The 26,071-nt window shown below is 53.8% G+C and carries 24 protein-coding genes; 10 read left to right on the top strand and 14 right to left on the bottom strand.

Annotated features, from left to right (window positions below):
• Positions 1–111: 111 nt before the first annotated feature.
• On the top strand, positions 112–873 hold the full coding sequence (locus tag V7775_RS01325; RefSeq protein ID WP_335750055.1) for an NAD kinase: 762 nt from the start codon (positions 112–114) through the stop codon (positions 871–873).
• 91 nt (positions 874–964) lie between these two features.
• On the opposite strand, the gene V7775_RS01320 is transcribed toward V7775_RS01325, so the two are convergent.
• A complete protein-coding gene (locus tag V7775_RS01320) occupies positions 965–2,857 on the bottom strand; it encodes a propionyl-CoA synthetase (protein WP_335750054.1) in 1,893 nt (630 codons plus the stop codon).
• 572 nt (positions 2,858–3,429) lie between these two features.
• Complete coding sequence (locus V7775_RS01315; RefSeq protein ID WP_335750053.1) at positions 3,430–5,703, bottom strand: NADP-dependent malic enzyme; 2,274 nt, start codon at positions 5,701–5,703, stop codon at positions 3,430–3,432.
• Between the two features lie 178 nt (positions 5,704–5,881).
• Here V7775_RS01315 and V7775_RS01310 point away from each other — a divergent pair, with 178 nt between their 5' ends.
• The 5 genes from V7775_RS01310 to V7775_RS01290 all read left to right on the top strand — a co-directional run bounded on the left by V7775_RS01310 (position 5,882) and on the right by V7775_RS01290 (position 11,037).
• Entirely contained in the window at positions 5,882–6,274 is a 393-nt protein-coding gene (locus V7775_RS01310) for a cytidine deaminase (protein WP_335750052.1), read from the top strand.
• Complete coding sequence (locus V7775_RS01305) at positions 6,275–7,579, top strand: thymidine phosphorylase (protein ID WP_335750051.1); 1,305 nt, start codon at positions 6,275–6,277, stop codon at positions 7,577–7,579.
• Positions 7,579–8,769: a phosphopentomutase gene (locus tag V7775_RS01300; protein ID WP_335750050.1), complete on the top strand. Its 1,191-nt coding sequence runs from the start codon at positions 7,579–7,581 to the stop codon at positions 8,767–8,769. The genes V7775_RS01305 and V7775_RS01300 overlap by 1 nt, the downstream gene beginning before the upstream one ends.
• 18 nt (positions 8,770–8,787) lie before the next feature.
• Positions 8,788–9,423 (top strand): uracil phosphoribosyltransferase, encoded by a 636-nt coding sequence (gene upp, locus V7775_RS01295; protein WP_335750049.1) that lies wholly within the window; start codon positions 8,788–8,790, stop codon positions 9,421–9,423.
• 204 nt (positions 9,424–9,627) lie between these two features.
• Positions 9,628–11,037, top strand: a complete 1,410-nt coding sequence (locus V7775_RS01290) for an SPOR domain-containing protein (RefSeq protein WP_335750048.1) — start codon at positions 9,628–9,630, stop codon at positions 11,035–11,037.
• A gap of 20 nt (positions 11,038–11,057) precedes the next feature.
• Here V7775_RS01290 and V7775_RS01285 read toward each other — a convergent pair whose 3' ends face one another.
• Together V7775_RS01285 and V7775_RS01280 are read right to left on the bottom strand one after the other, a co-directional pair.
• Entirely contained in the window at positions 11,058–11,765 is a 708-nt protein-coding gene (locus V7775_RS01285) for an SGNH/GDSL hydrolase family protein (RefSeq protein ID WP_335750047.1), read from the bottom strand.
• Positions 11,762–12,775 carry a hypothetical protein gene (locus V7775_RS01280; protein ID WP_335750046.1) on the bottom strand — a complete coding sequence of 338 codons (1,014 nt, stop codon included), beginning with the start codon at positions 12,773–12,775 and terminating at the stop codon, positions 11,762–11,764. The genes V7775_RS01285 and V7775_RS01280 overlap by 4 nt, the downstream gene beginning before the upstream one ends.
• A 76-nt stretch (positions 12,776–12,851) precedes the next feature.
• On the opposite strand from V7775_RS01280, the gene V7775_RS01275 reads away from it, so the two are divergent.
• Positions 12,852–13,313 (top strand): GNAT family N-acetyltransferase, encoded by a 462-nt coding sequence (locus V7775_RS01275; RefSeq protein WP_335750045.1) that lies wholly within the window; start codon positions 12,852–12,854, stop codon positions 13,311–13,313.
• A 10-nt stretch (positions 13,314–13,323) separates the two neighbouring features.
• Here V7775_RS01275 and V7775_RS01270 read toward each other — a convergent pair whose 3' ends face one another.
• Positions 13,324–14,952, bottom strand: a complete 1,629-nt coding sequence (locus tag V7775_RS01270) for an AMP-binding protein (RefSeq protein WP_335750044.1) — start codon at positions 14,950–14,952, stop codon at positions 13,324–13,326.
• A 106-nt stretch (positions 14,953–15,058) separates the two neighbouring features.
• Between V7775_RS01270 and V7775_RS01265 the strand changes: the two genes are divergently transcribed.
• The 3 genes from V7775_RS01265 to V7775_RS01255 all read left to right on the top strand — a co-directional run bounded on the left by V7775_RS01265 (position 15,059) and on the right by V7775_RS01255 (position 17,577).
• Positions 15,059–16,000: a DMT family transporter gene (locus V7775_RS01265; protein ID WP_335750043.1), complete on the top strand. Its 942-nt coding sequence runs from the start codon at positions 15,059–15,061 to the stop codon at positions 15,998–16,000.
• Complete coding sequence (locus V7775_RS01260) at positions 15,997–16,647, top strand: sulfotransferase family 2 domain-containing protein (protein WP_335750042.1); 651 nt, start codon at positions 15,997–15,999, stop codon at positions 16,645–16,647. Before V7775_RS01265 ends, V7775_RS01260 begins: the two co-directional genes overlap by 4 nt.
• Positions 16,648–16,902: 255 nt before the next feature.
• Positions 16,903–17,577 carry a Hint domain-containing protein gene (locus V7775_RS01255; protein ID WP_335750041.1) on the top strand — a complete coding sequence of 225 codons (675 nt, stop codon included), beginning with the start codon at positions 16,903–16,905 and terminating at the stop codon, positions 17,575–17,577.
• 222 nt (positions 17,578–17,799) lie between these two features.
• Here V7775_RS01255 and V7775_RS01250 read toward each other — a convergent pair whose 3' ends face one another.
• The 9 genes from V7775_RS01250 to V7775_RS01210 all read right to left on the bottom strand — a co-directional run bounded on the left by V7775_RS01250 (position 17,800) and on the right by V7775_RS01210 (position 26,064).
• Positions 17,800–20,004, bottom strand: a complete 2,205-nt coding sequence (locus tag V7775_RS01250; protein WP_335750040.1) for a 3-hydroxyacyl-CoA dehydrogenase NAD-binding domain-containing protein — start codon at positions 20,002–20,004, stop codon at positions 17,800–17,802.
• Between the two features lie 20 nt (positions 20,005–20,024).
• Complete coding sequence (locus V7775_RS01245; protein WP_335750039.1) at positions 20,025–20,441, bottom strand: hypothetical protein; 417 nt, start codon at positions 20,439–20,441, stop codon at positions 20,025–20,027.
• 46 nt (positions 20,442–20,487) lie between these two features.
• Entirely contained in the window at positions 20,488–21,699 is a 1,212-nt protein-coding gene (locus V7775_RS01240; RefSeq protein WP_335750038.1) for an acetyl-CoA C-acetyltransferase, read from the bottom strand.
• Positions 21,696–21,935 carry a hypothetical protein gene (locus tag V7775_RS01235; RefSeq protein ID WP_335750037.1) on the bottom strand — a complete coding sequence of 80 codons (240 nt, stop codon included), beginning with the start codon at positions 21,933–21,935 and terminating at the stop codon, positions 21,696–21,698. Before V7775_RS01235 ends, V7775_RS01240 begins: the two co-directional genes overlap by 4 nt.
• Positions 21,932–22,570 (bottom strand): glutathione S-transferase family protein, encoded by a 639-nt coding sequence (locus V7775_RS01230; protein ID WP_335750036.1) that lies wholly within the window; start codon positions 22,568–22,570, stop codon positions 21,932–21,934. The genes V7775_RS01235 and V7775_RS01230 overlap by 4 nt, the downstream gene beginning before the upstream one ends.
• Positions 22,571–22,630: 60 nt before the next feature.
• On the bottom strand, positions 22,631–23,788 hold the full coding sequence (locus V7775_RS01225) for an acyl-CoA dehydrogenase family protein (RefSeq protein ID WP_335750035.1): 1,158 nt from the start codon (positions 23,786–23,788) through the stop codon (positions 22,631–22,633).
• 4 nt (positions 23,789–23,792) lie between these two features.
• Positions 23,793–23,933, bottom strand: a complete 141-nt coding sequence (locus V7775_RS01220) for a hypothetical protein (RefSeq protein ID WP_335750034.1) — start codon at positions 23,931–23,933, stop codon at positions 23,793–23,795.
• An 88-nt stretch (positions 23,934–24,021) separates the two neighbouring features.
• Entirely contained in the window at positions 24,022–24,234 is a 213-nt protein-coding gene (locus V7775_RS01215) for a hypothetical protein (RefSeq protein WP_335750033.1), read from the bottom strand.
• A 48-nt stretch (positions 24,235–24,282) separates the two neighbouring features.
• Positions 24,283–26,064 carry an acyl-CoA dehydrogenase C-terminal domain-containing protein gene (locus V7775_RS01210; RefSeq protein WP_335750032.1) on the bottom strand — a complete coding sequence of 594 codons (1,782 nt, stop codon included), beginning with the start codon at positions 26,062–26,064 and terminating at the stop codon, positions 24,283–24,285.
• Positions 26,065–26,071 lie beyond the last annotated feature (7 nt).

The following is a 26,071-nucleotide window of genomic DNA, read 5'->3' as shown; positions in this document are numbered from 1 at the left end:
CAGGGTCTGCAGCACTCTTTTTTGCCTATCGGGTGATTTAGCACTGCTGCGCTGGTACGCATCCGCATATTGTGATTGTTTGAGTGGAAAGCGGCGCAGATCGGAAACACCATGCCTCAGAAGATATCCTTTTTAGCGAGCAGGACGCCCGTAGCTCAGACTGCGCGTGCGGCGCTGATTGGCCGTTATGGTGACGTGTCGCCTGAAGAGGCGGACGTGATTGTGGCGCTGGGCGGGGACGGTTTCATGTTGCAGACGCTGCATGGCACCCAAAATTTGCCTGCACCTGTTTATGGAATGAATCGCGGCACAATTGGTTTTCTGATGAACACCTACGCAGAAAGCGATCTGCGCGAGCGGTTGGCCGCAGCAGAAGAAGCAGAAATTAATCCGCTGTCCATGAAGACAACCCATGTGGATGGTCGGGTATCAAATGCATTGGCTTTGAATGAGGTCGCGCTGCTGCGGCAAGGGCCACAAGCCGCCAAGTTGCAGATCACGGTTGATGGTCGACTTAGGATGCAAGAGCTGGTGTGTGACGGCGCGCTAGTTGCGACGCCTGCTGGTTCAACTGCGTACAACTATTCCGCTCACGGTCCGATCTTGCCGATTGGCGCAGATGTTTTGGCACTGACGGCTGTGGCCGCGTTTAGGCCACGGCGCTGGCGTGGCGCGTTGTTACCCAAGACAGCAGTTGTGCGGTTTGACGTGCTAGAACCTGAAAAACGCCCCGTGATGTCAGATGCCGACGGCACCAGTTACCGTGATGTCGCTAGTGTTGAGATACGCTCTGAACCGAGTATCATGCACAAGATCCTTTTTGACCCGGGTCATGGGCTGGAAGAGCGGCTGATCTCAGAACAATTCACGTAGGAAATTGCGATACCCGAATACATGAAAAAGAGCGGCTCTTGAAAAGGGCCGCTCTTTTTTGATTTAACTGAATGTCTCGCTGAGAGGGTGGTTACCCTTTGGCATAACCGATGGTTTGTAGGGCTTCTTTGATTTCATCCAAGATGGCTGGATCATCTATTGTTGCAGGCATTTTGAACGCTTCGTTATCGGCGATTTTTACCATCGTTGCGCGCAGGATTTTACCTGAGCGTGTTTTGGGTAAGCGATCCACGACAAGCGCAAGTTTGAATGCGGCAACGGGGCCGATTTGATCGCGGATCAGTTTGACGCATTCAGCTGTGATCTCATTGTGGGGGCGGTTCACGCCAGTTGTCAGGCAGACAAAGCCCATAGGCGCCTGACCTTTGAGCGCATCACCGACACCAATCACGGCACATTCCGCAACATCTGGATGGCTGGCAAGGACCTCTTCCATGGCGCCAGTAGACAGGCGGTGGCCCGCAACGTTAATCACGTCATCGGTGCGCGCCATAATGTATAGGTAGCCGTCTTCGTCGACCATACCCGCATCGCCCGTTTCATAGAAACCAGGGAAGGTGTTGAGGTAGCTTTTGTGGAAACGGTCTTCTGCGTTCCACAACGTTGGCAATGTCCCCGGAGGCAGAGGGAGCTTGATTGCAATCGCGCCCAGCTCACCTGCTGGCATTGGATGGCCAGCTTCGTCCAGAATTTGTACGTCATAGCCGGGCATCGGAACGGTCGGGGATCCAATTTTGACGGGTAGTGCCTCTAGGCCAGCTGGGTTGCCAGCAATAGTGTAGCCTGTTTCGGTCTGCCACCAGTGATCATAGACTGGTTTGCCCAAAACGTCCTGGGCCCAGACAATTGTGTCAGGGTCCGCGCGCTCACCTGCAAGGTATAGCGCACGCAAGCACGACAGGTCGTATTTCTTAGCTTCCAACCCTTTGGGGTCTTCGCGTTTGACCGCACGAATAGCTGTTGGCGCAGTAAAGAAGCTGCGCACGTTATGTTCTTCGATCACCCGCCAAAACGTTCCCGCATCTGGAGTGCCGACAGGTTTTCCTTCAAACACAACAGTTGTGTTGCCATGGATCAAAGGGCCGTAGGTGATGTAGCTGTGTCCAACGACCCAACCCACATCGGAGGCCGCCCAAAACACATCACCGGGATCAACCTGATAGATGTTTTTCATGGTCCAGTTCAGCGCCACAAGATGGCCCGCCGTATGACGAACAACGCCTTTTGGCGCGCCTGTGGTGCCGGAAGTGTATAGAATATAGGCAGGATGATTGCCTTCAACGGGAACGCATTCAGCAGGTGTGCCAAGGGCGATGGCTGCGTGCCATTCCAGATCGCGGCCTTCAATCAGATCGCAGATTTCCTGCTCGCGTTGCAGGATGATGCAGGCATCAGGCTTATGCGCGGATTGCGCGATGGCGTCATCCAGGAGCGGCTTGTAATGGACCGTGCGGTTTGGCTCAAGTCCGCAAGACGCGGCGATGATTGCCTTTGGTGTGCAATCGTCGATCCGTACGGCTAGTTCATGTGCGGCAAACCCGCCAAACACAACTGAGTGGACGGCACCAATACGTGCGCATGCCAGCATCGCATCAAGCGCCTCTGGAACCATTGGCATGTAGATGATGACGCGGTCGCCCTTGGTGACGCCTTGGGCAACCAAAGCCCCCGCCAATCCGGCAACACGTGTTTGCAGCTGAGCGTAGGTGATTTTTTCGATTGTGCTAGTGATTGGGCTGTCGTGGATGATGGCGACCTGATCAGCGCGACCATTCTCAACGTGGCGATCCACAGCGTTGTAGCAGCCATTTACCTTTGCGTCCGCGAACCATTCATACAGGCTGTTTCCTTTTTCAAAAAGCGCGCGCTTGGGTGCGTCGACCCAATCTATTGCTTTAGACTGTTCCAGCCAAAAACTTTCCGGATCTGATTTTGCGGCTTGGTAAACCTCTGCATAACCCATGGCGTATTCCTCCCTAATGTTAGTTAATGTGGTGGCTCAGAGAAGCGAGAACAGCAAGTGGAATACGCAGTTTTGGGTAGTTGCTGTAAAATAATTTACAGCCAGTACGCTTACCATTTGTCCTGAAGGCATTTTGCTTGGTGTCGCTTTGACTGTAGGTTTGCCCGATATAGTACTTGTCTTATATCCTGTAACGGACGCGAAGTTACGCACCTGCCCAGTGACATAATTTGCTATAAATAGGGTCTTCAGGCGAACTGGCTTGGAAAGGGATGGTCGTTATCCGCTTGAAATGTCAAGTAATTGGGATCTGCATGGTACTCTGTTTGACCTTGAAGATCGGCTTCACCGTTTCCGTATAGTCGATCGTAAAACCGCGACTAAATGGCCATCAAATAGCCAAACTACGGTCTGTGACGTTTTCGCTATTTCGGGCATTTGATCACACTTCATGCACCGGAATGCTCTCTCCCGGCCAGTGGGCCATTAGTCTGCTTTGATCTCAGGGGCTCAGACAAAAAAACCGCACCTGTAAACGGGTGCGGTTTTTTGGTTTTCTAGGTGTGAAAGACTTAACCGTATTCAGTGACGGGTGTTCCTGCAATTGCTGCCATGTTGAGCAGTCCGCGTGCCGTAATTGAGGGTGATACAACATGAGCGCGATTGCCCATGCCCATCAGAATAGGGCCGACTTCTAGTCCGCCACCCTTCATTTTGAGGATGTTGCGCACACCTGATGCTGCATCCGCGTGGGCAAAGACCAATACGTTTGCTGGCCCTTCCATGCGATTGTCTGGGAACTGGCGTTTGCGCAGTTCGGGGTCTAGCGCGGTGTCGATGTTCATCTCGCCCTCATAGGCGAAATCGTGGCCACCTTCATCCAAAATTTGGATGGCTTGGCGCAGGCGGCTGCCGGACCCGTCTCCCTGATTGCCGAATTGTGACTGTGAGCACATTGCGACGTTAGGGGTTAGGCCAAAGCGGCGCACGTGACGGGCGGCTCCTATCGCGATCTCAGCAATTTGTTCTGGATTTGGATGTTGATGCACCTGGGTATCAGCAATGAACAGGGGACCATCTTCGAGGATCATCATCGACAAAGACCCGTGGGCACGATTGCCGTCACGCCCCAGTACCTGTTCGATGTAATTGAGATGCCAGCGGGTTTCTCCGAAAGTCCCGCAGATCAGGCTGTCAGCCTCACCGCGATGGACCATAACCGCACCAATCGCAGTTGTATTTGTCCGCATAATGGCGCGCGCGATATCCGGCGATACCCCGCGCCGCGCAAGGAGGTTGTGGTAGGTTTCCCAATAGTCGCGATAACGGGGGTCGTTTTCGGGGTTCACCAGATCAACATCAGAACCCAGCTTGAGCGTCAGGCCAGCCCGCTCCATTCGTTGCTCCATGACTTCGGGACGACCAATGAGGATCGGGCGTTCGGAGGTTTCTTCCAATATTGCTTGGGCGGCGCGCAGCACACGTTCGTCTTCGCCCTCAGCAAATACGATGCGGCGTGGAGTTGCCCGCGCAGCTTGAAATACAGGGCGCATCAATAGGGCTGACTTGAACACGGAACTGTCTAGGGTAGCTTTATACGCTTCCATATCTTCAATGGGACGGGTCGCAACGCCTGTTTCCATGGCGGCCTTTGCCACGGCTGAAGAAACGATGCCCACAAGGCGGGGGTCAAACGGTTTCGGGATCAGATAATCCGCGCCAAAGGTCAGCTGCTCACCTTGATAAGCGGCGGCAGCTTCAGCGCTGGTGGTTTCACGTGCAAGGGCTGCAATACCTTCGATGCACGCGATTTTCATCTCATCGTTGATTGTGGTTGCTCCGACATCCAGCGCACCTCGGAAAATGAAAGGGAAACACAATACGTTGTTGACCTGATTAGGGAAATCCGAACGGCCCGTGGCGATAATAGCATTAGGCGATACCGCACGGGCGGCATCTGGCATGATTTCTGGTGTCGGGTTCGCCAATGCAAAAATGATGGGCGTATCTGTCATCTTTGCGACCATTTCAGGGGTCAACACATTGGGGCCCGATAGGCCAAGAAACAAGTCAGCGTCAGGGATCACATCATCCAGTGTGCGCAGATCAGTTTTTTGGGCGTATTCGGATTTGATCGGGTTCATGTCTTCGGTACGGCCTTCATAGACCAGCCCGTGAACGTCACATAGCCAAACGTTTTCACGCTTAACGCCTAGTTTTAACAGCATGTTGAGGCAGGCAATTCCTGCCGCGCCCCCCCCTGTTGAAACAATTTTGATGTCTTCAAATTTTTTGCCAGCGACATACAAGGCGTTTGTTGCTGCTGCACCCACAACAATAGCTGTGCCGTGCTGGTCGTCGTGGAACACGGGGATGTTCATCCGCTCATTGCATATACGCTCAACTGTAAAACAATCGGGTGCCTTGATGTCTTCAAGGTTGATCGCGCCAAATGAGGGTTCCAGCGCGCAAACTATATCAGCAAGTTTTTCAGGGTCGGACTGGTCCACCTCAATGTCAAAGCAATCGATGTTGGCGAATTTTTTGAATAGTACCGCCTTACCTTCCATCACTGGTTTAGAAGCGAGCGCGCCGATATTGCCCAAACCCAAAACAGCGGTGCCGTTTGTCACGACAGCCACCAGATTCGCCCGAGAGGTGTAGAGAGCGGCAGTTGACGGGTCTTTTTTGATTTCGATGCAGGCCTCGGCGACGCCAGGGCTGTAGGCAAGTGACAGATCACGGCCATTCGCCAGCGGTTTGGTTGCGCGCACCTCCAGCTTCCCAGGTTTAGGGAGTGCGTGATAATCAAGTGCAGCTTGGCGATTTTTGGCATTTTCGGGCACGATATGGACCTTATTTTTGGAATTAGTTTAATGCTAAACTATTTTTTTTGGAAGGCTAGCACGAACTTCCTAAGTAAAGATATCGGCGGTTTTCTTTCGGGGAAATAGTCTGCTGAAAACCCTTCGCATCTTGCCCCATCTGGGGCTAGGGTGAAAGGCCAGGTAACAGGAGTGTGACGTGACAGATTTGCGGCAAGTGGCGATGGCGGTTCGTGAAAACGCCCATGCGCCTTATTCAGGGTTCAAAGTAGGGGCTGCATTGCGCGGCGCATCGGGTGCAATTTATCGGGGCTGTAACGTTGAAAACGTTGCCTATCCTGAAGGCACCTGTGCAGAGGCTGGTGCAATTGCGGCGATGGTTGCCGCGGGTGAAACTGTATTTACGCAGGCCTATGTTGTCGCTGGATCACCACTGCCCGTGACGCCTTGCGGGGGATGCCGTCAAAAGCTTGCAGAATTTGGTGCAGGCGATGTGGTAGTAACGATGGCGACAGTGGACGGTGTTGAGAAAACCCTGAGTATCGCAGATCTTTTGCCGGGTGCATTTGACCCTTCATTCTTGGGGGGCTGAATGGAAGCGCGGAGTATTCTGGCCAAGTTGCGCCATGATCTACCTTTAAGTGTAGACGAACTGACATGGGTTGCCGGCGCGCTGGCAGATCAAACCCTAAGTGCGGCCCAAGCTGGTGCATTTGCCATGGGCGTTTGCCGCAATGGTTTGGATCAGGCAGGGCGTGTTGCGCTGACACAAGCGATGTGTGCCTCGGGGCAAGTGCTGAAATGGGATTTGGATAAACCTGTCTTGGATAAACACTCCACTGGCGGTGTCGGAGATTGCGTTAGTCTTGTTTTAGCGCCTGCTTTAGCCGCTTGCGGGGCTTATGTGCCTATGATTTCCGGCCGTGGGTTGGGCCATACTGGCGGGACGCTGGACAAGCTCGAAGCGATCCCAGGTGTGAATGTCATGCTAGATGAGGCGCGGTTGCGCGGGGTAGTGGGGCAGGTGGGGTGCGCGATTGTTGGCGCGACGGGTGATATCGCACCTGCGGACAAACGGCTTTATGCAGTACGCGATGTGACCGCAACAGTCGATAGTCTGGATTTGATTACGGCCTCGATCCTTAGCAAAAAACTGGCGGCGGGCCTTGAGGGGTTGGTGCTGGATGTCAAAGTGGGCTCTGGTGCGTTTATGAAAGATGTGGAGGCCGCGCGCGCACTTGCGCAAGCCTTGGTGAGTACCGCGAATGCTGCTGGATGTCCCACGCGTGCGATCATCAGCGATATGAGCCAGCCACTGGTGCCTAGCCTTGGAAATGCGCTTGAAGTTGCCGAAGTTATGCGTGTGCTACGCGGCGAAAAGACTGGCGCGATGGTTGAGCTATGCGGAGCACTGGGTGGTGTGTTGCTGGCAGGCGCGGGTCTGGCAAAGGGCGCCGATGCTGGTGCAGCACAGATCAAAGCAGCAATTGCGGATGGTCGCGCAGCCGAACGGTTTGGCGCGATGATCGCAGCGCTTGGTGGTCCAGTTCATTTTGTCGAGAACTGGCAACGCTTCTTGCCCGAGGCGACAGTCATGCGTGAGGTTACAGCGCAAAAATCCGGTATTGTTCAGGCAATTGACGCTGAGGCGCTGGGCCTTGCTGTTGTAGCATTAGGCGGTGGCCGCACGGTCGAAAGCGATCCTGTTGACCCTGCTGTTGGTCTGTCGGATGTGGTGCGCCTTGGCGCGCGCGTTGAAAAGGGGCAGCCCCTTGCCGTTGTGCATGCATCGCGCCCTGTGCAGGCGGATCAGGCTGCGGCAACGGTGCGTTCGGCCATTTCGTTAGGTGAAAAAGCGGGCACTCTGCCAACGCTAATTGTGGAGCATATAAGCTGATGGCGCGTGCATTTCTTGTTGTGATGGACTCTGTTGGTATTGGTGGGGCGCCTGATGCCGACACTTTCTTTAATGGAGATATCCCTGACACCGGTGCCAACACGATTGGCCATATCGCACAAGCTTGCACGGCGGGGCAGGCCGAAGAGGGCCGTAGTGGTCCGTTGCATGTTCCTACCCTTGCATCACTAGGTTTAGGGGCTGCGATCAAAGCTGCAAGTGGGCTGGAACTGACCGATTTTGATGTTCCACTTGTGGGGACGTGGGGGGCAGCGACCGAAGTGTCACGAGGCAAAGATACGCCATCGGGGCATTGGGAACTGGCAGGTCTGCCCGTCCCATGGGAGTGGCAATATTTTGAACGCACAGAAGGATCGTTTGACGCCGACCTGATTGCGAAGGTTTGCGAGATGGCAGGCAGTGACGGAATATTGGGCAATTGCCATGCGCCCGGCACGGCGATCATCGAAGAATTCGGTGCAGAACATATCCGTACAGGTCAACCGATCTGCTACACTTCGGCAGATAGTGTTTTTCAGATTGCGGCACACGAAGAGAGTTTTGGCCTTGAACGCTTGTTACAGCTTTGTGCAGACCTTGCGCCTGCGCTGCATGACAGGCGCGTTGGCAGGGTGATCGCGCGGCCTTTTGTGGGTGACGCAGAAGCGGGATTTACCCGAACCCCGAACAGGCGGGATTTTGCGATTATGCCGCCAAAGCCCGTGCTCAGCAATTGGGTGCAGGACGCGGGGCATGCAACATTCGCCGTGGGCAAAATCGGTGATATTTTCTCGATGCAGGGTTTTGACGAGGTGCGCAAAGGACCTGATGCAAAACTAATGGAGCATCTGGGCGATTTGGTGCGTGATGCACCCGATGGCAGTCTAACCTTTGCAAATTTTGTCGAGTTTGACAGCCTGTATGGTCATCGCCGCGATATATCTGGCTATGCGCGCGCGCTTGAATGGTTTGATCGTGAGATTGGTGCGCTAATCGGGCAGATGTGTGCAGGTGATATCATGGTGCTGACGGCGGATCACGGGAATGATCCAACATGGATAGGCACCGATCACACGCGCGAACGCGTTCCGGTGCTGATAGCAGGCGCTGGGGCAGGTACGTTAGGGCAAATTGGATTTGTCGATGTTGCTGCTTTTGTTGCGGCGCATCTGGGCGTAGATGTTCCTTAAATAATCAAGGAGCCGGACATGAGCGATCAACATCTCACCGTGGTGGATCATCCGCTAGTACAACATAAACTGACCATCATGCGCGACCGTGGCACGCCAACGGCTGTGTTCCGACAGTTGCTGCGCGAGATCAGCCAGTTGCTGGCCTATGAGGTCACGCGTAATCTTGCGATGACAACAAAAAGCATCGAAACCCCGATGCAGAAGATGGATGCCCCCACACTAGACGGTAAAAAGCTGGCACTTATCAGCATTTTACGGGCCGGTAACGGTCTGTTGGACGGCGTGCTAGAGCTGATCCCCTCGGCCCGTGTCGGTTTTGTCGGGCTTTACCGTGACGAGGAAACACTGCAGCCAGTTCAGTATTACTTCAAAGTACCTGAAGCGATGGAAGACCGTGTCGTGATTGCTGTGGACCCAATGCTTGCGACAGGCAATTCGTCGGTTGCCGCGATTGATCTGTTGAAAAAGTCAGGTGCTACAAATATTAGGTTTCTCTGCTTGCTAGCCGCTCCCGAAGGGATCGCTCGTATGAAAGAAGCACATCCCGATGTGCCGATTGTGACCGCGTCTGTAGATGAAAAGCTGAACGAGCTTGGGTACATTGTACCTGGTCTGGGTGACGCTGGTGACCGGATGTTCGGTACCAAGTAACAGAAAACAAACCGGATTCGGCACGAAGTGGAGGGTTTCCACGGCATGCATGTCGAATCCGGTAAATTAAGAATCAAATTTGTCTCGTATTCATTAGATTAAAATTAGAGATAATGTGTTCAAAATATGGCGATTGTTGACGTAGACTCTTTACTCTGCGTCGGTGATTGGGCATTCTTCACCCCATATATTGTGGGGGCGTGAATGAAATTTACTAAACTTATTGCGATGGCACTGGTCACTAGCACCGTTGGCGCAGGCGCACTTATGGCTCAAACCCGACCCGGTAGTGAACCATCCGAATTTCCGCCCACTTCTTACAAAGGCAAGCAATATGTAGACACCAAAGGGTGTGTGTTCATTCGCGCTGGCATTGATGGAAACGTGTCGTGGGTCCCGCGTGTGACGCGTAAACGTACAGGCGTTTGCGGGTTCAAGCCGACATTCGCTGGTAAAGTGACCGAGCCTGCACCAGTGCAAACTGCGGCTGCCGCTCCCAAGATCACCAACCCCGCACCAATTGTCGCACCAGTTGCTGTTGTAGCACCTAAACCAAAGCCTGTTCGTGTGGCCAAGGTGGTCCCAAAGCCTAAGCCTCGGGTTGTCCGCCAAGTTGCAAAGCCCCCTGTTCCAATTGTTGAAAAAGCGGTTCAGTCAACACCTGCGCCAGTACGTGTGGTGCAAACAGCGCAAGCAAGCACCGCGGGTGAAGCAGCCTGCGAAGGCGTTTCGAGCATCAGCAGTAAATATCTACGCCGCGGTAAATTAGCAGTTCGCTGTGGCCCGCAGACAGCACCAATCGTGGGCGCCCGGATTTCATCTGAGCCAACGCCTCGGACGACTGCTGTTGCATCATCCCAGACGGTTGTTGCGACGGTACCAGCCCGCGTCACGACCACGCAGCAACCTATCCGCGTATCCAAGAACCGCCGCATTGTACCGCATCATGTTGCAGTGAACCGTGTGAATACAACCAATGTAAAAGTTCCGCGCGGCTACCGTAAGGTCTGGAGTGATGGCCGTCTGAACCCAAATCGGGCCGAGCAGACACTGGCAGGTCACAAGGCGATGAGCCTGATCTGGACATCTACTGTGCCGCGCCGCTTGATCAATCAGGCGGATGGGGTTGATGTGACTGCTTCAATTCCGCTGGTCTATCCTTACACGGATTATGCTGCCCAGCAGAAAAAGCTGGGTCAGGTGACAATTGTTCAGCGCAATGGCCAGACGCTTAAGCGGATCATTCGCAATACAACTAACGTTTTCCAGCCGGAGCCAACACAGGCGCGAGTGGCGACGGTTCAACGCAAACCGACCTATTCGTCCCGTTCGGCACCAAAAGTAGCACCAAAAGCGACTGCAAAGCGTGCACAGCCTAAAGCCGAAGTTGCTGGTCGTGGTTTTGTACAAGTTGGCAAATTCGTGGATGCCGCCGCAGCGCAGCGTATGGCGAAAAAGGTTCAGCGGATGGGGATGCCTGTACGTGTGGGCCGCTATACCCGCGATGGTCAAACCATACGTTTGGTTATTGCTGGCCCGTTCGGCGCAGAGCGTGACGTGAAACGCGCGGTTAGCCGTTTGCGCGGTGCAGGCTACAGTGCATTTGCACGCTAAGCCTTTCAGCTAAATTGAATTTATGGCCCGTCAGAGATAATCTGGCGGGCCATTTCTTTTGCCCATTGGGAATAGATGGCAGGACCAGGGTGAAAACCGTCTTCGGCCATATCACTGACATCCAGCGTCCGCGGTAAAAGCACATATGTTGTATCCGGTTCCATCGCCAAGGCGGAGCGCAGCGCGACGTCAAAGCGAATAGCGCGGCGCCCTAGTAACCAGCGAAGCGGGTTTGGTAGAAGGGGGAATGCCCCCAATGGCGGAATTTCAGAAACATATAGACGTCGCGCACCAGTTTGATCGCGCAGCAGTGTGCGCAGCGCCGCATGGATGCGTAGCCAGCGGGCCTTTGGGCCACCACGGGTCACATCATTTACACCTAGAGCAATAACGACAACATCAGCCGGTTTCAGCATTTCGTTTTGAAGATGGGAAAGTGTCGTGGAAGTTGTGGCACCAGTACTTGCGATGAGGTGCCAATGAACCGTGTGATTTGGGGCTAAGGCCGCGGACAATTGACCTGCAAGTGCCTCGTTTTGGGTCAGTGCGCCAACACCCGCTGCTGCACTATCGCCGATGATGAGGATTTTTAATGGGGTGCCTACGCCCTGTGTGGCGAAACGTGGGCCTGACGCTTCGGGAAGGCGCAGGGCCCTTTTCCGCACTCTGATGGCCTGAGCTAACAAGACCGGAGACAGCACTAACGTTACAAGTGTGTCGAAGATCACCCGCCGCAAAGTCCTTGAAGGCGCAGCCATGTACTGTCTGGCAGCAGGGGTTCGGTCTCCTGGCCCTGCATCGGATCCCCTTCAATCAGTTCCAAAACTGACTCTCCGGTGATGTCGCGCGCGCGCGCATAGGGGGTAGCGGGTACATCTGAGGCTTCAAACAAGGCCAACAGGTTCACAATGTTCGGATCATCCTTTTGTGCGGTCATCAAGTATTCGGCGTAAGTATCTAACGCGCCTTCAGAAACTTCACCCGTGGTGAGAAGGCGGAAGTTTTCCAATACTCCTGTCACATCCAGCATGTCACCTAACGGATCGCTCTCAACTTGCAGGGCGAGCTCTGCCAAGATGTACCCAGCGGCAACATCGGGTTCTTCCCAGTCTTCAAAAACCGAGCGATCCAAAACGATTACACCGCCCGGCAGATGCAGGGCAGGACGGCCCAATCCACGGACTACTGCAAGCTTTGGTGTCTCTAGGCGCACGCCGAGGCGGCGCAGGGCGCGTAGGCCAGCGGCATCATTACACATAGGGCCAGTAACACGTTGCATGCGTTCGATCAGCGCAACACCTAGTGCCTCACGTTTTACCTGAGGCACGACGCGCAGGGTATTGTCGCGCATCGCACCGGGCAACCAGAACAGGACCAATGAGGCGACTGCGGTGATAGACAGTATTACGCCTAGCCAGCGCAAGCGACCGGGTCGCGGGCGGCTTTTTGCGATTGCAGTGCGCAGTGTTTCGATAGCCTCAACCATTTCGGTTTCATGTTCAGGCAGTTCCAGCGTTTCACCGTCATCTCCATCTGGATGAAAAACTGCCGGCAATTTTCCGGGGTTAGAGCGATCCACAGCGGCAAGAGACCAGTGGGCGATGGCCTGATCATTCATATCCGCAATCATAAGAGTCGCATTGCCAATAGACACGATCACTTCGCGCCGCTGCCCGTCAGGATCGGGCCGCCAGAGGCCGGTGGCCTCAAGGCGATCATATTTGGTCAGCGCGGTCATTGGGTTTTCTGCTCGGTATTGTTATCTGTTCACATTAGCATTTGAGTGGGGCAGGGCAATGGCCGGAGGGAATGATATGCAGATCAGACGTGCGCAAGAAGGTGACATTTTAGGGATCGCCCAGATTTGGCATTTGGGTTGGCACAGCGCGCATGCGTCGATTGTGGATGCCGATCTGGTGCGTTTGCGCGCCCCTGCTGAATTTATGACCCGAACCACTGCGCATCTTGGACAAACCCACGTTGCCATTATCAGTGGTGAAGTTGCCGGATTTTTTATGATCGATGGCGACGAGCTGTATCAGTTTTATGTCGATTCCGCCCATCACGGCAAAGGGGTGGCACGTCAGATGATGGCAGAGGCCGAAACCCTTTTGCCATCACCAACAGCATGGTTGGCGTGCAGCGTTGGAAATGACCGCGCGGCAGCGTTTTATACAAAATGCGGGTGGAAAAACACCGCCCAAGAAGAACTACAAGTCGAGACATCTGACGGACCAAGGCCCGTCAGCATTTGGCGTTTTGAGAAAGCGGTTTAACCGCGATCTGTTAGAGCGTTTCGGCGATCTTGCGCAGCTCAAACTTTTGAATTTTGCCCGTAGATGTTTTGGGCAGTTCTTGGAAGACGACCTGTTTTGGCGTTTTGAACCCCGCAAGAGTTTCACGTGTAAAGGCGATTAGGGTTGCTTCGTCGATGACGACACCGGGCTTTAGTTCAACAAACGCACAAGGAACTTCGCCCCATTTATCATCCGGCTTTGCAACCACAGCGGCCAACATTACGGCGTCATGGCCCATCAGTGTGCCTTCAATCTCGACTGATGAGATATTTTCTCCGCCAGAGATGATGATGTCCTTTGCGCGGTCAGCGATCTGAATGTAACCATCACCGTGCTGCACGGCGAGGTCTCCTGAGTGGAAATACCCCCCCTTAAAAGCTTCTGATGTGGCTTCAGGGTTCTTGAAATACCCCTTCATAACCGAGTTGCCGCGGATCATGATTTCGCCTTGGGTGGTGGCATCACGGGGGATTTCGGCCATGTTCTCATCCATCACCGTGATGTGCTCCATCATCGGGAACGCAACGCCTTGGCGTGATTTGACGGCTGCAAGCGCAGGCTTGTCCAACGCGGCCCAATCCTCTTCGCGCCAGATGCATTCGGTGACGTGGCCGTAGGTTTCAGTGAGGCCATAGACGTGTGTGACGTTAAACCCCAGTGCTTCGATCTTGCCCAATGTTGCGGGGGCGGGCGGGGCGCCAGCGGTGAAGACTTCAACAAGCTGGTCAAATTCGCGACGCTCGTGATCTTCGGCGTTCACCATCATGTTGAGGACAATAGGTGCGCCGCCAAAGTGGGTAACACCTTCATCCGCAATTGCATCGAATATTGCCTTTGCCGTGATATCGCGTGCACAAACCAAGGTGCCACCGATCAGGGGCATCATCCATGTGTGGTTCCAGCCGTTACAATGAAACAGCGGGACGATCTGCATGAATACGGGATGCAGCACCATCCGCCATGAGATCACAGTGCCCATGGTCATCAGATACGCACCGCGGTGGTGACAGACGACGCCTTTGGGTTTTCCGGTGGTGCCGGACGTATAATTGAGCGCAAGGCTCTCCCATTCATCCTGCGGCATGTGCCATTCAAATTGGTTATCGCCCGTTGCGATCACATCTTCATAAATGGGATGGCGGCCACTGGCGGGAAAACCCTGCGCGGGATCGGGCACTTCGATGATGTGAAGGGCGGAACCTTTTATGCGAGCAATGGCGGCTTCTGCCAGTTCCAAGAATTGCGTATCAACCAGAACAACTGACGCACCACCGTGTTCAAAGATGTAGGTCACCGTATCAACATCAAGGCGTGTATTAATTGTATTGAGCACAGCACCGCAAGCAGGCACGCCAAAATGCGCTTCCGCTTGGGCAGGTGTATTGGGGAGCAGGGTTGCGACAACGTCACCGTCCTGCACCCCCATTTTAGACAGCGCGGAGGCAAGTCGCGTGCAGCGTGCGTAATATTGGGCGTATGTGACGCGGTGTTCGCCGTAGATAACTGCGGTTCGGTCTGCAAAAACATCCGCTGCGCGCCGCAGGTGCGACAACGGACTTAACGGTACATAATTGGCCGTACACTTCTCCAGTCCCGTCTCGTCTTTCATCCAGCCCACATTCAGCACTCCTGATAACAATATTGCGCAAACTTCACAGCACGATATGCAGGGGGAGGGAATTTGCAATCGTGAAGATCGCAAAATGACATCAAGGATAACAGGAATGAGCAAAAGCGCACTACGGCCGGGGGTGGCGGCCTTCTCAATATTAGGTGGTATGTTTGCGCTGGGGATTACCGATAATTTCGTCCCGTATATTTCAGAGACAGGATCACTGTGGCAGTTCCATATGTTGCGTGGTGTTTTGGCAGTGGTCTTGCTTGCGATGCTCGCGGGAGTGGGCATTGGTGTGATCCGCCCGCTCAGTTGGCGTGCTGTTCTGGGGCGTAGCATGTTTCCCGCAACTGCCATGCTTATTTATTTCGGGTGTCTATCGGTTTTGCCGATTGGGGTTGTTGTGGCGGGGTTGTTCACCGCGCCGATGTTTGTGCTGCTAATGTCAGTAGTCTTCCTAGGAGAGCGCGTTGGCACCGTTCGCATATGCGCTGTCTTTTTGGGGTTTGTCGGTGCACTTTTGGTCATTCAGCCAGATCCACGCGCATTGGATCCAATTTCATTTTTGCCCATTGTCGCGGGGCTGCTGTATGCGGTTGGTGCACTTGTGACGCGGTTGTGGTGCGCCAATGAGGGTGCAATCGCGCTGTCCGCTGGGTTCTTTGGGATGTTGGCGGTGTTTGGTGCAATTGGCCTGATGATCCTGCCAGCCGGAGGACCAGAGGGGTTTGATGGCTTTGTGCAACGCGGATGGGTGCCGCTGACGGGGGCAATGTGGTTCTGGATAGGTGTACAAGCCGTTGGATCAATCATCGGCATCGGGTTGATCTTTCGGGGGTATCTATTGGGCGAAGCGGGATACGTCGCCGTGTTTGAATATTCTTTATTGGTCTTTGCAAGCTTTTGGGCGTGGGTGCTGTGGGGCCAGACGGTGGACCCTCTTGCGCTTTTGGGCATGGTTTTGATTGCTGGTGCTGGGGCCGTGATCACGCTGCGCACGGATGATACGATTACGGTACGTTCGGTTAAAGTGCCGGAAGACACACCATGATTTTATCGCGCGGGCGGCGATACCTCTTTATTCATGCGCCCAAAACAGGTGGGACCTCCATGGCGCTGGCGCTTGAGGCGCGTGCGATGAAAGACGACATTATGCTGGGTGACACCCCAAAGGCCGTCAAACGACGTAAGCGCCTTGAGGGGGTGCAGGCGGCAGGACGGCTATGGAAACACGCAACCCTAGCTGATCTTGACGGGGTTGTTCATGCAGAGGAATTGGATGATCTGCTCATCTTTACGATGGTGCGCAATCCTTGGGACCGGATGGTGAGCTATTATCACTGGCTCCAAGAACAAAAATTTGAGCACTTTGCAGTTGAGTATGCCAAGCGGCTGGATTTTGCAGGGTTTGTCGCGGAACCCGCAATTGCTCAAAGTTTTGCGCACTCACCCGTTGCGTCTTATGTGACGGATGCAAAGGGCGTTGAGCGGGCTGATCTGTTTATCAGGCTAGAACACCTGTCCGAGGACATACTTCCACTTGAGGCGCATCTGGGATTTGAACTGGAAATGCCGCATGTGAATAAAAGCACGCGCAGCCAGGACTATCGAAAATCCTACACGGATCGCAGCCGCGAACATGTGGCACAGATGTGCGCGGCGGACATTGCGCGCTTTGAGTATCAGTTCGATACGTAAAAAGAGAATCATTTTTCTGTTGCATCCCATTTGGGGGAATTGGCAAGGAAATTTGTTCTGAAATGCCATGAACCCTGAAAAATTGTCTCGTTTATCAACCAAATCTTTATGGTTTTGGCCAAATTATGACTGTGATTGATAACAATGCCCTAAATCCGCCCCTTTCATGACCCTTGTTTGCCCAGAGAAAAAGTAAAAATGATCTTAACAAAACAAAGCACCACAAAAACACGGTGCACACTTAGGGGAATTGGGATGATGTTTGGATTGGGTTTTAAATCAAAACAGCCTGCGTACCGCGCAGTAGAAATGACTGGCGCATATGATGGTGGCATCGCAACGATGAGCCATGGTTTGATGGCTGGAACGCGGGTTGCCAGTAATTTGGGCTGGCGTGCAATTGATGCGCTTGCTGTTGGTGACAAGGTGCTGACCTTTGATCACGGCATGCAGGAAATCACCGAGATCCGCCGCGCCTATATGTGGCTTGATGGGCCAGAAACGTCCGACATGCTGTGGCCAGTTGTTGTGCCTGTTGGCGCGCTTGGCAATCGCGAAGAGCTGGTATTGCTCCCTGATCAAGGTGTTATGGTCGAAAGTGACGCAGCCCAAGACATGCACGGTGATCCCTTTGCTATCCTGACAGCACATAGCCTTGTTGGTCTTCGTGGTATTCGCCGGCGCCAACCGATGGAACGTGTTGAGCTGATCGCAGTATATTTTGCATCTGATGAAGTGATCTATGCCGAAGGTGGCGCATTGGTCCATTGCCCTAGCGATATGTCGACCTTGGACAAGTTCATTGAAGCGGGAACACAAACCTACAGCGTATTGAGCGGCGAAGACGCAGAAGAATTGGCGGATATGCTGTACTATGAGGATCGTATGTTGGGCCAAGACGCTACAGCACGTCAACATTCCGTGATCTAAGGTAGATGAATTAGGCGTTGAGACGTCACAAAAACGCCATTCCCCGTGGTTGTTTAGGGTCGCCTTGGCGGCCCCTTTTTTATGTCCCAACAGTAATTTTGTATTACTGCAGCGGGATAGCCCACTGTCTAGGGGGCCACAGTCGAAAATGCGATTGGACGACCTATGAGACAAAAAAAGGGGCGCATAAAACGCCCCTTCTTCAATTTTTAGTATAACGTCTTAAGCTGCTTCAACGGCCTTCGAGCCAAAGCGGCCATAGAATGTCTGGTTCTTGTCAGCCATTTCGCGCAGCAGATCAGGGCATTTGAAACGCTCACCAAATTGCGCTTCCAGCTGGTCACAGCGTTCTGCGGCGTAAGGTGTGCCGATCATATCGAGCCATGAAAGCGGACCACCAGACCAAGGCGCAAAGCCCCACCCAAGGATCGCACCAACATCGCCCTCACGGATGTCCATCAACACGCCTTCTTCCAGCGCGCGAACAGCTTCCAAAACCTGAACAAACATCAAGCGATCTTGGACGTCTTGCAGTTCGGGTTGTACTTCGGCCAGCGGGTATTTGTCCTGCATCCCTTTCCAGTATCCCAAACGTTTGCCCTTTTCGTCATAGTCGAAATAGCCCGCCTTGGTTTTGCGGCCCAAGCGACCTTTTTCTTCCAGCCAAACAATCAGCTCGTCCGCTTCTGAGGCAGGGTAGGCGTTGCCCATTGCGGCCTTTGTGGCGCGCATGATCTTGGTCGCCAGATCGACGGAAGTCTCGTCACCCAACTGAACAGGCCCAACCGGGAAGCCCAGCATTTGTGCCGCTTGATCGATGTACCAAGGTGCGACACCTTCGGTGATCATGCGGTTTGCTTCGCCGCCATATGGGATGATGCAACGGTTCGCGTAGAAGAAGCGTGCATCGTTAACCACAATTGGCGTCTTGCGAATCTGACGTACATAATCGAGCGCCTTTGCAACTGCGCGATCACCCGTGTTGGCGCCCTTGATGATCTCAACCAATGCCATCCGCTCAACAGGTGAGAAGAAGTGGATGCCGATGAATTGCTCTTGGCGCGATGACGCTTTTGCAAGATCGGTGATGGGCAGGGTGGAGGTGTTGGAGGCGTAGATGCAATCCGCAGGGATAACGGCTTCGACCTTTTGGGTCATTTCGGCCTTCACCTTTGGATCCTCAAACACGGCTTCGATGATCAGGTCACACTCTTTCAGCGCGTTCAAATCAGACGTTGCAGTGATGAGAGATAGCAGTGCGTCCTTCTTCTCTGGCGTTGCCTTTTTGCGCGCGATGCCCTTGTCCATATAGGTTTCTGAATAGGCTTTTCCCTTGTCCGCAGCCGCTTGATCACGGTCGATCAGGACAACTTCGATGCCAGCCTGGGCAGAGACCAATGCAATGCCAGCACCCATCATGCCCGCACCCAAAACGCCGAGTTTTTTGACGCGTTGATCCGCGACGCCATCAGGGCGCACAGCCCCTTTTTCGAGTGCTTCCTTGTTCAAGAACAGTGAGCGGATCATCGCAGAGGATGTTGGGTTCAACAGAATTGAAGTGAACCACCGCGCTTCGATTTTGAGGGCCGTGTCGAATGGTACCAGCGCACCTTCATAGACCGCAGATAGCAGTGCTTTTGCTGCCGGGTAGACGCCTTTGGTTTTGCCGTTCACCATTGCGGCAGCGCCGACAAATGTCATGAATCCTGCTGGGTGGTACGGGGTGCCACCCGGCATTTTATAGCCTTTTGCGTCCCATGGTTTGAGGATGTCCGCGTCTTTGGCGGACAGAACCCATTCGCGAGCAGCAGCCATTGGGTCGTCAGATACTTCGTTGATGATGCCCGCCTTTTTGGCCGCATCAGGAGATAGCATTTTGCCCTCTAGCAATAGTGGGGAGGCCGCCATGGCACCTAACATGCGAACCAGACGGGTGGTTCCGCCTGCGCCGGGAAAGATGCCAACCTGAATTTCGGGCAGGCCAATGCGTGCCTTTGGGTTGTTGGCGACAAAAATGCGGTGCGTTGCAAGGGGCAGTTCCAGACCAATGCCTGCAGCCGTACCGGGCAAGACTGAGGCGACTGGTTTGCCGCCTTTGTTGGTTTTCGGATCCATGCCCGCGCGCTCGATCTTGCGCAGCAGTTTGTGCATGCGCATCGTGCCGTCAAACAGGCCGCGTGCGGGATCGTCGCCCGCGTCTGATTTCATCTTGGCCAGCAGATTTAGATCCATGCCGCCAGCAAATGAGCCTGCCTTGCCTGATGTAATGATGATGCCTTTTACGGCGTCATCGGCTAATGCCTGATCAGTCAACGTCTCCAGCTCTTCGAGGCCTTCCACGGACATTACGTTCATGGATTTGTCTTCGACATCCCATGTGATTGTCGCGATGCCTGACGCATCAATGTTCATTGTAAAATCGGTCATATTGCGTTCCTGATTTCTATCTATTGTTTCGATGTACGGGCCTGACGCATCCTGATTGCGTTGCCGACGATCGTTGTCTTGTCCAACGCATATTGGCTTGAGGTGATCTGCCAACGCGCGTCGATGAATTCGAGCACCGAGAATGAAGGAAACGGTTCTGCCACACGTTGGTTGCCCGACATCAAATGGGTGATGTGCATGGCCTCGATACGCGTATCAGAGCGGTATTCCGCAACTTCACAGAAGCGCGCCAAATTCGTAACCTGCTGGCGGCTGTACCCTGCAACTGCCGTGTTAAAAAGTTCGCGCAAATCTTCGCGGGTTTCCAACACAGTCTTATTCTCGGCGGTGGCGATGAAATGGGGGATGTAAAAATGATTTGAAAAGCGATCAAAGTCATTTTCAAGCAACGCAGTTCCAGTGATCTCCAAAAGCATTTCGGAGATCTCCTTTGCTGGTTGCCTGTCTCCCCCGCCCATGGCCCTAAACCCGCTCGATGATCGTTGCTGCTCCCATTCCGGACGCGATGCAAAGTGTCGCTAGACCTACTTCTTTGTCTGCGCGCTCTAGCTCGTCAAGCAATGTGCCGATGATCATCGCACCCGTTGCGCCGAGTGGGTGACCCATCGCAATGGAGCCGCCGTTTACGTTGACCTTATCGTGATCCACATCAAACGCCTGCATGAAGCGCATAACAACGGAGGCGAACGCTTCGTTTACTTCGAACAGGTCGATGTCTTTGATGTCCATGCCGTTATCAGCAAGGATTTTCTCGGTTACAGGAACGGGACCAGTCAGCATGATTGTTGGGTCAGTGCCTATTTTGGCTGTGGCGCGAATGCGTGCACGTGGTTTGAGCCCGTATTTTTCGCCAAACTCTTTGTTGCCGATCAGAACCGCAGCAGCACCGTCTACGATACCGGAAGAGTTGCCAGCATGGTGGATGTGGTTGATCTTTTCCAGATGCGGGTACTTCATCAGGGCAATGTTATCAAAACCCGGCATTGATTCACCCATCTGCTTGAACGCAGGGTTCAAGGAACCAAGAGACTGCATGTCCGTTTGTGGGCGCATATATTCGTCACGGCTCAGGATTTCGAGACCGTTCTGATCGCGGATCGTGATGACGGATTTGTCAAAACGGCCCTCATCCCATGCTTTTTTTGCACGCTGTTGGGATGCGATCGCCAATTGATCCGCCTGTTCACGGGTAAACCCGTATTCGGTTGCGATAATGTCAGCCGAGATGCCTTGTGGAACAAAGTACTGGTCCATCGCGATGGACGGATCAGCCGCAATCGCCGCACCGTCGGAACCCATTGGTACACGGCCCATCATTTCAACACCGCCCGCGATGTAGGCCATGCCCGCCCCGCCGCGTACTTGGTTTGCAGCGAGGTTTACAGCTTCCATGCCGGACGCGCAGAAGCGGTTGATCGCTAGGCCGGGGATGCGTTCATCCAGATCAGAAGCAAGAACCGCAGAGCGCGCAAGGCAGCCACCTTGTTCCATGACTTGGGTTACGTTGCCCCAGATCACATCCTCAACGGCATGGCCTTCGAGGTTGTTGCGTTCTTTTAGGGCGTTCAATGTCAGTGCCGAAAGGCGCAGGGATGTCAGCTCATGCAGGGCACCGTCTTTGCGGCCTTTGCCGCGCGGAGTGCGTAGGGCGTCGTAGATGTATGCTTCGGTCATTGTCGTTGTCCTTTCTCGAGGAAGTCTTCCAGCAAAGAGGCAAGGTATGCCGTTTCACTGCGGGATAGACTGTATTGGGCTTTTCCTTCGTCGGTGTAGAACCGGAAGGTGATCGGTTTGTTGGCGTTGTCAGTTTCATACATCATCAAGCCATCCGAGATCCGCTTGCGATTGAGTGTTAGAGCACGCAGCGGATTGAACTTGCTGAACCAGTATGATGCTACGTTTGGCTTCATGCGCGATCGGCAGGGGAGCCGGGCATCAGGTCATAGGGTGCTTTCCAGCCTGGTGTTTCGGATATGCGGGTCAGCCATGCGTCGATATTCGTATAGGCTGAGCGATCAAAGCCAAACTCTTCGGGATAGTAGAGATACCCACAGCAGCTGAGATCAGCATTGGTGATGCTGTCGCCGACGATCCAATCGCGGCCCTCAAGATGGCTGTTCAACAAGTCATAAGCGGCGGCAAGGCGACCTTGGTTAAAGGCGATGACCTCTTTTGGCTGTTTGTCAGCGGGCAAGAAGTTCATCAAGAAACGCGTCATGCCTGCCATTGAGCTAAGCTTGTGGTTGTCCCACAGAACCCAACGCAGGATTTCGCGGCGCTCAGCGCTGTCTTTCCCGCCAAACTTGCCGGATTTCTCAGCAACATAATCTTGGATTACACCCGACTGTGTCAACTTCACATCGCCGTCAATCATCACCGGAACTTCACCCAGATTGTTGATCTCAGCGCGGTATTCAGGGGTGCGTGTTTCACCGCCAAAAAAATCCACCTTTACGGGTTCCCAATCAAGGCCGGAGAGTTCAAGCGCGAGGGCCGCTTTGTAGGCATTGCCGCTTTCGCCAAAGCAGTGGAGTTTGATTGTCATGGCTCTATTCCTGTTACTGATGTCTGGTGCGGGACTGGCCCGCAAATGAGGGAAGATGTCTTACAGATTGCGCGAGATAAGCTCTTTCATGATTTCGTTGGTACCACCGTAGATGCGTTGCACACGGGCGTCCGTCCACATTTCGCCGATGGCATATTCTTGCATAAAACCATATCCGCCGTGCAGTTGGAGGCATTCATCAAGGACTTCGCCTTGGGTGTCGGTCAGCCAGTATTTGGCCATTGCAGCACGGTCGACCGTCAGCTCACCGCGCAGATGTTCGGCGATACATTGATCAAGGAAGGCGCGAGCCACGATGGTTTTTGTTTTGCATTCGGCCAGTTTGAAACGTGTGTTCTGAAACTGCGTGAGGGGGCCACCAAACGCTTCGCGCTCTTTGCAATATTTGATGGTACGCTCAACGGCACCTTCCATTGCGCCAACCGCTTCGCAGGCGATGATCAGGCGCTCTTGGGGGAGCTGCTTCATCATCTGGTAAAAGCCTTTGCCTTCTTCGCCACCTAAAATATTCTCTGGCGGGATTTCGACGTTGTCAAAGAACAGTTCTGAGGTGTCGGACGCGTGTTTGCCAATTTTATCAAGGTTGCGACCGCGTTGAAAGCCAGCGGCACCTTCGGTTTCGACCACAACAAGACTGACGCCTTTTGACCCTTCAGTAGGGTCCGTCTTAGCCGCGACAATGATCAGATCAGCGTGTTGACCGTTGGTGATGAACGTCTTTTGGCCAGACAGGCGGTAGGCATTACCGTCCTTGATGGCTTTGGTTTTGATCGCTTGCACATCTGATCCGGTGGAGGGTTCTGTCATCGCCAGTGCGCCGACCATCTCGCCCGAGATCATCTTGGGGAGCCAACGTTGTTTTTGCTCTTCGGTACCATAGGCCAGCACATAATGGGCCACGATGCCCGAGTGAATTCCCGCGCCCCAGCTTGCCAGATTTGCACGCGCACTCTCGATCAGGATCGCGGCCTCATGGCCAAAATCACCGCCTGCGCCGCCGTATTCCTCTGGGATTGATGGGCACAACAGGCCTAGTTCAGCCGCCTCATTCCATGTGCTGCGGTCCATTTGGGATTGTTTGCGCCATTTTTCAAACCGGGGTGCCCATTCGGTGTTGATGAAATTCGCTGTCATATCCGCGAGCATCTGATGTTCGTCGGTCATCCATGTGGACGTTTTGGGGGCAAAATCATTCATGTTGTTATCCGATTTCCTTCGGCGTGCCGTGATCAAAGGTGGCAACTTTTGCGGCGGTAGTGGCGCGTGCATTTGTTGGTGAATTATATGACGCGGCACTGGCCGCCAAAAAAAGGGCAGCTGTAATAAGCAACATGTAGATCATTTCAGTATCTCCTCAGTGGTCGAACGCGCCGATTATTGTGGCGCTTTACTGGTCTTAGTAATCTTATCAAAGTTGAGCATTTGGGGGCCTATTTTTTTCGGTTCTCCAAGTCGGAGTTGAATAACCTTAGGCGTGCAGTCAGGTTCTCTTCGTTGATAACAGACGAAAAATTCTCAAATAGGAAAGACAATGCCTCACCTTCATCCAAACCTGCATCGGCGCTAAATTTCTTGAGACGACGATAGCCATCTTCTGTCATGGCGACAGGAAAGCGGCGGGTCAGGCGAAATCGTTTTGGCATACTCTCTCCAAATGGGATGGGCGGGGGATAGGCCCCCGCCGCACCAGCTTAGAAGTTTGCCGCATCCAGCGCCATCACAGTATCGGCACCAGTTTGGATGCGCGTAAGGTGAAGGGCAGTCGCAGGCAATTGGCGTGCCATATAAAAACGGCCAGTGGCCAGCTTTGTCTCATGGAACGTGGCGTCTGACGTGCCATTCGCCAGTGCTTCAGTTGAGGCTTTGGCCATCATTGCCCACATCAAACCAAGGCAGACATGACCAAACATGTGCATAAAGTCATTGGACCCTGCCAGCGCGTGGTTTGGATTTTTCATACCGTTCTGCATGAAGTACATGCCCGCAGCTTGTAGATCTTTAGACGCGGCTTTAAGCGGCTCGATGAAATCTTTGTCAAACGCTTCGGCTTTGCCAGCGTTGTCTTTGGCAAAAGATTTGACCAGATCAAAGAACGCCATGACGTGTTTGCCGCCGTCTTGTGCCAGCTTGCGTCCAACCAGATCAAGCGCCTGAACACCGTTGGCCCCTTCATAGATCATGGCAATACGAGCATCGCGTGTGAACTGGGACATGCCCCATTCTTCGATGTAACCGTGGCCGCCATAAACCTGCTGAGCCTTAACGGTCATGTCATAGCCAACGTCCGTCAGGAAACCTTTGATGACAGGGGTCAGCAGCGACACAAGGCCATCGGCGTCTTTGTCGTCTGCGCGGTGGGATGCGTCGATCATCGTCGCGCCCCACAAGATGAATGCGCGGGCGGCCTCAATGAAGGATTTCTGCTCCATCAACGAGCGACGAATGTCGGGGTGTACGATCAGCGGATCGGCTGGTTTGTCAGGTGCTTGCGCACCAGTCACAGCGCGACCCTGAAGGCGGTCATTGGCGTAGGTCACCGCGTTTTGATACGCGACATCGGCGGCTGCAAGACCCTGCATGCCGACACCCAGACGTGCTTCGTTCATCATGGTGAACATGGCACGCATGCCTTTGTGTTCTTCGCCCAGAAGATAGCCGGTTGCTTCGTCATAGTTCATGACGCAGGTTGAGTTGCCGTGGATGCCCATCTTTTCTTCGATCGAGCCAACAGTTGCGCCATTGCGTGTCCCCAGTGTGCCGTCATCGTTCACGTTGAACTTTGGAACGATGAACAAGGAAACACCTTTGATGCCCTCTGGCCCGCCCTCAATCTTGGCCAGCACCAGATGGATGATGTTCTCCGCCATGTCGTGCTCACCAGAAGAGATAAAGATCTTCTGGCCCGAGACCTTGTAAGATCCGTCAGCCTGTGGCGCCGCTTTTGAGCGCATGAGGCCCAGATCGGTGCCGCAATGTGGCTCCGTCAGGTTCATGGTGCCGGTCCACTCACAGCTGACCATGTTTGGAAGGTATTTGTCTTTCTGCTCGTCCGTGCCGTGGGCAAGGATAGCAGAGGCAGCGCCGTGGGTGAGGCCCTGATACATTGTTAAGGCTTGGTTGGAGGCTGAGAACATCTCGCCAACCGCAGAGCCGAGAACATAGGGCATGTTCTGGCCGCCGTATTGTTCGGGCATATCCAGACCAGTCCAACCACCTTCTTTGATCTTTTCAAAGGCCTCTTTGAAACCTTTAGGAGTGTAGACCACACCGTTTTCCAAACGACAGCCTTCTTTATCACCAACCGCATTCAATGGCGCGAGAACTTCGGATGTTAACTTACCCGCTTCCTCTAGCACGGCACTGGTGAAATCAGCTTCCAGATCGGCGTAGCCGGGGATTGTGGATTCGCTTACCTTAAGCACATCGTGCAGTACAAATTGCATATCTTTGGTTGGGGCTGTGTATGTTGGCATTGGTCTC

It is taken from the genome of Sulfitobacter sp. (assembly GCF_036960155.1).
GTDB lineage: Bacteria > Pseudomonadota > Alphaproteobacteria > Rhodobacterales > Rhodobacteraceae > Sulfitobacter.
The sequence above is the reverse complement of the archived record's forward strand: the minus strand, read 5'-3'. Positions and strand labels throughout refer to the sequence as shown.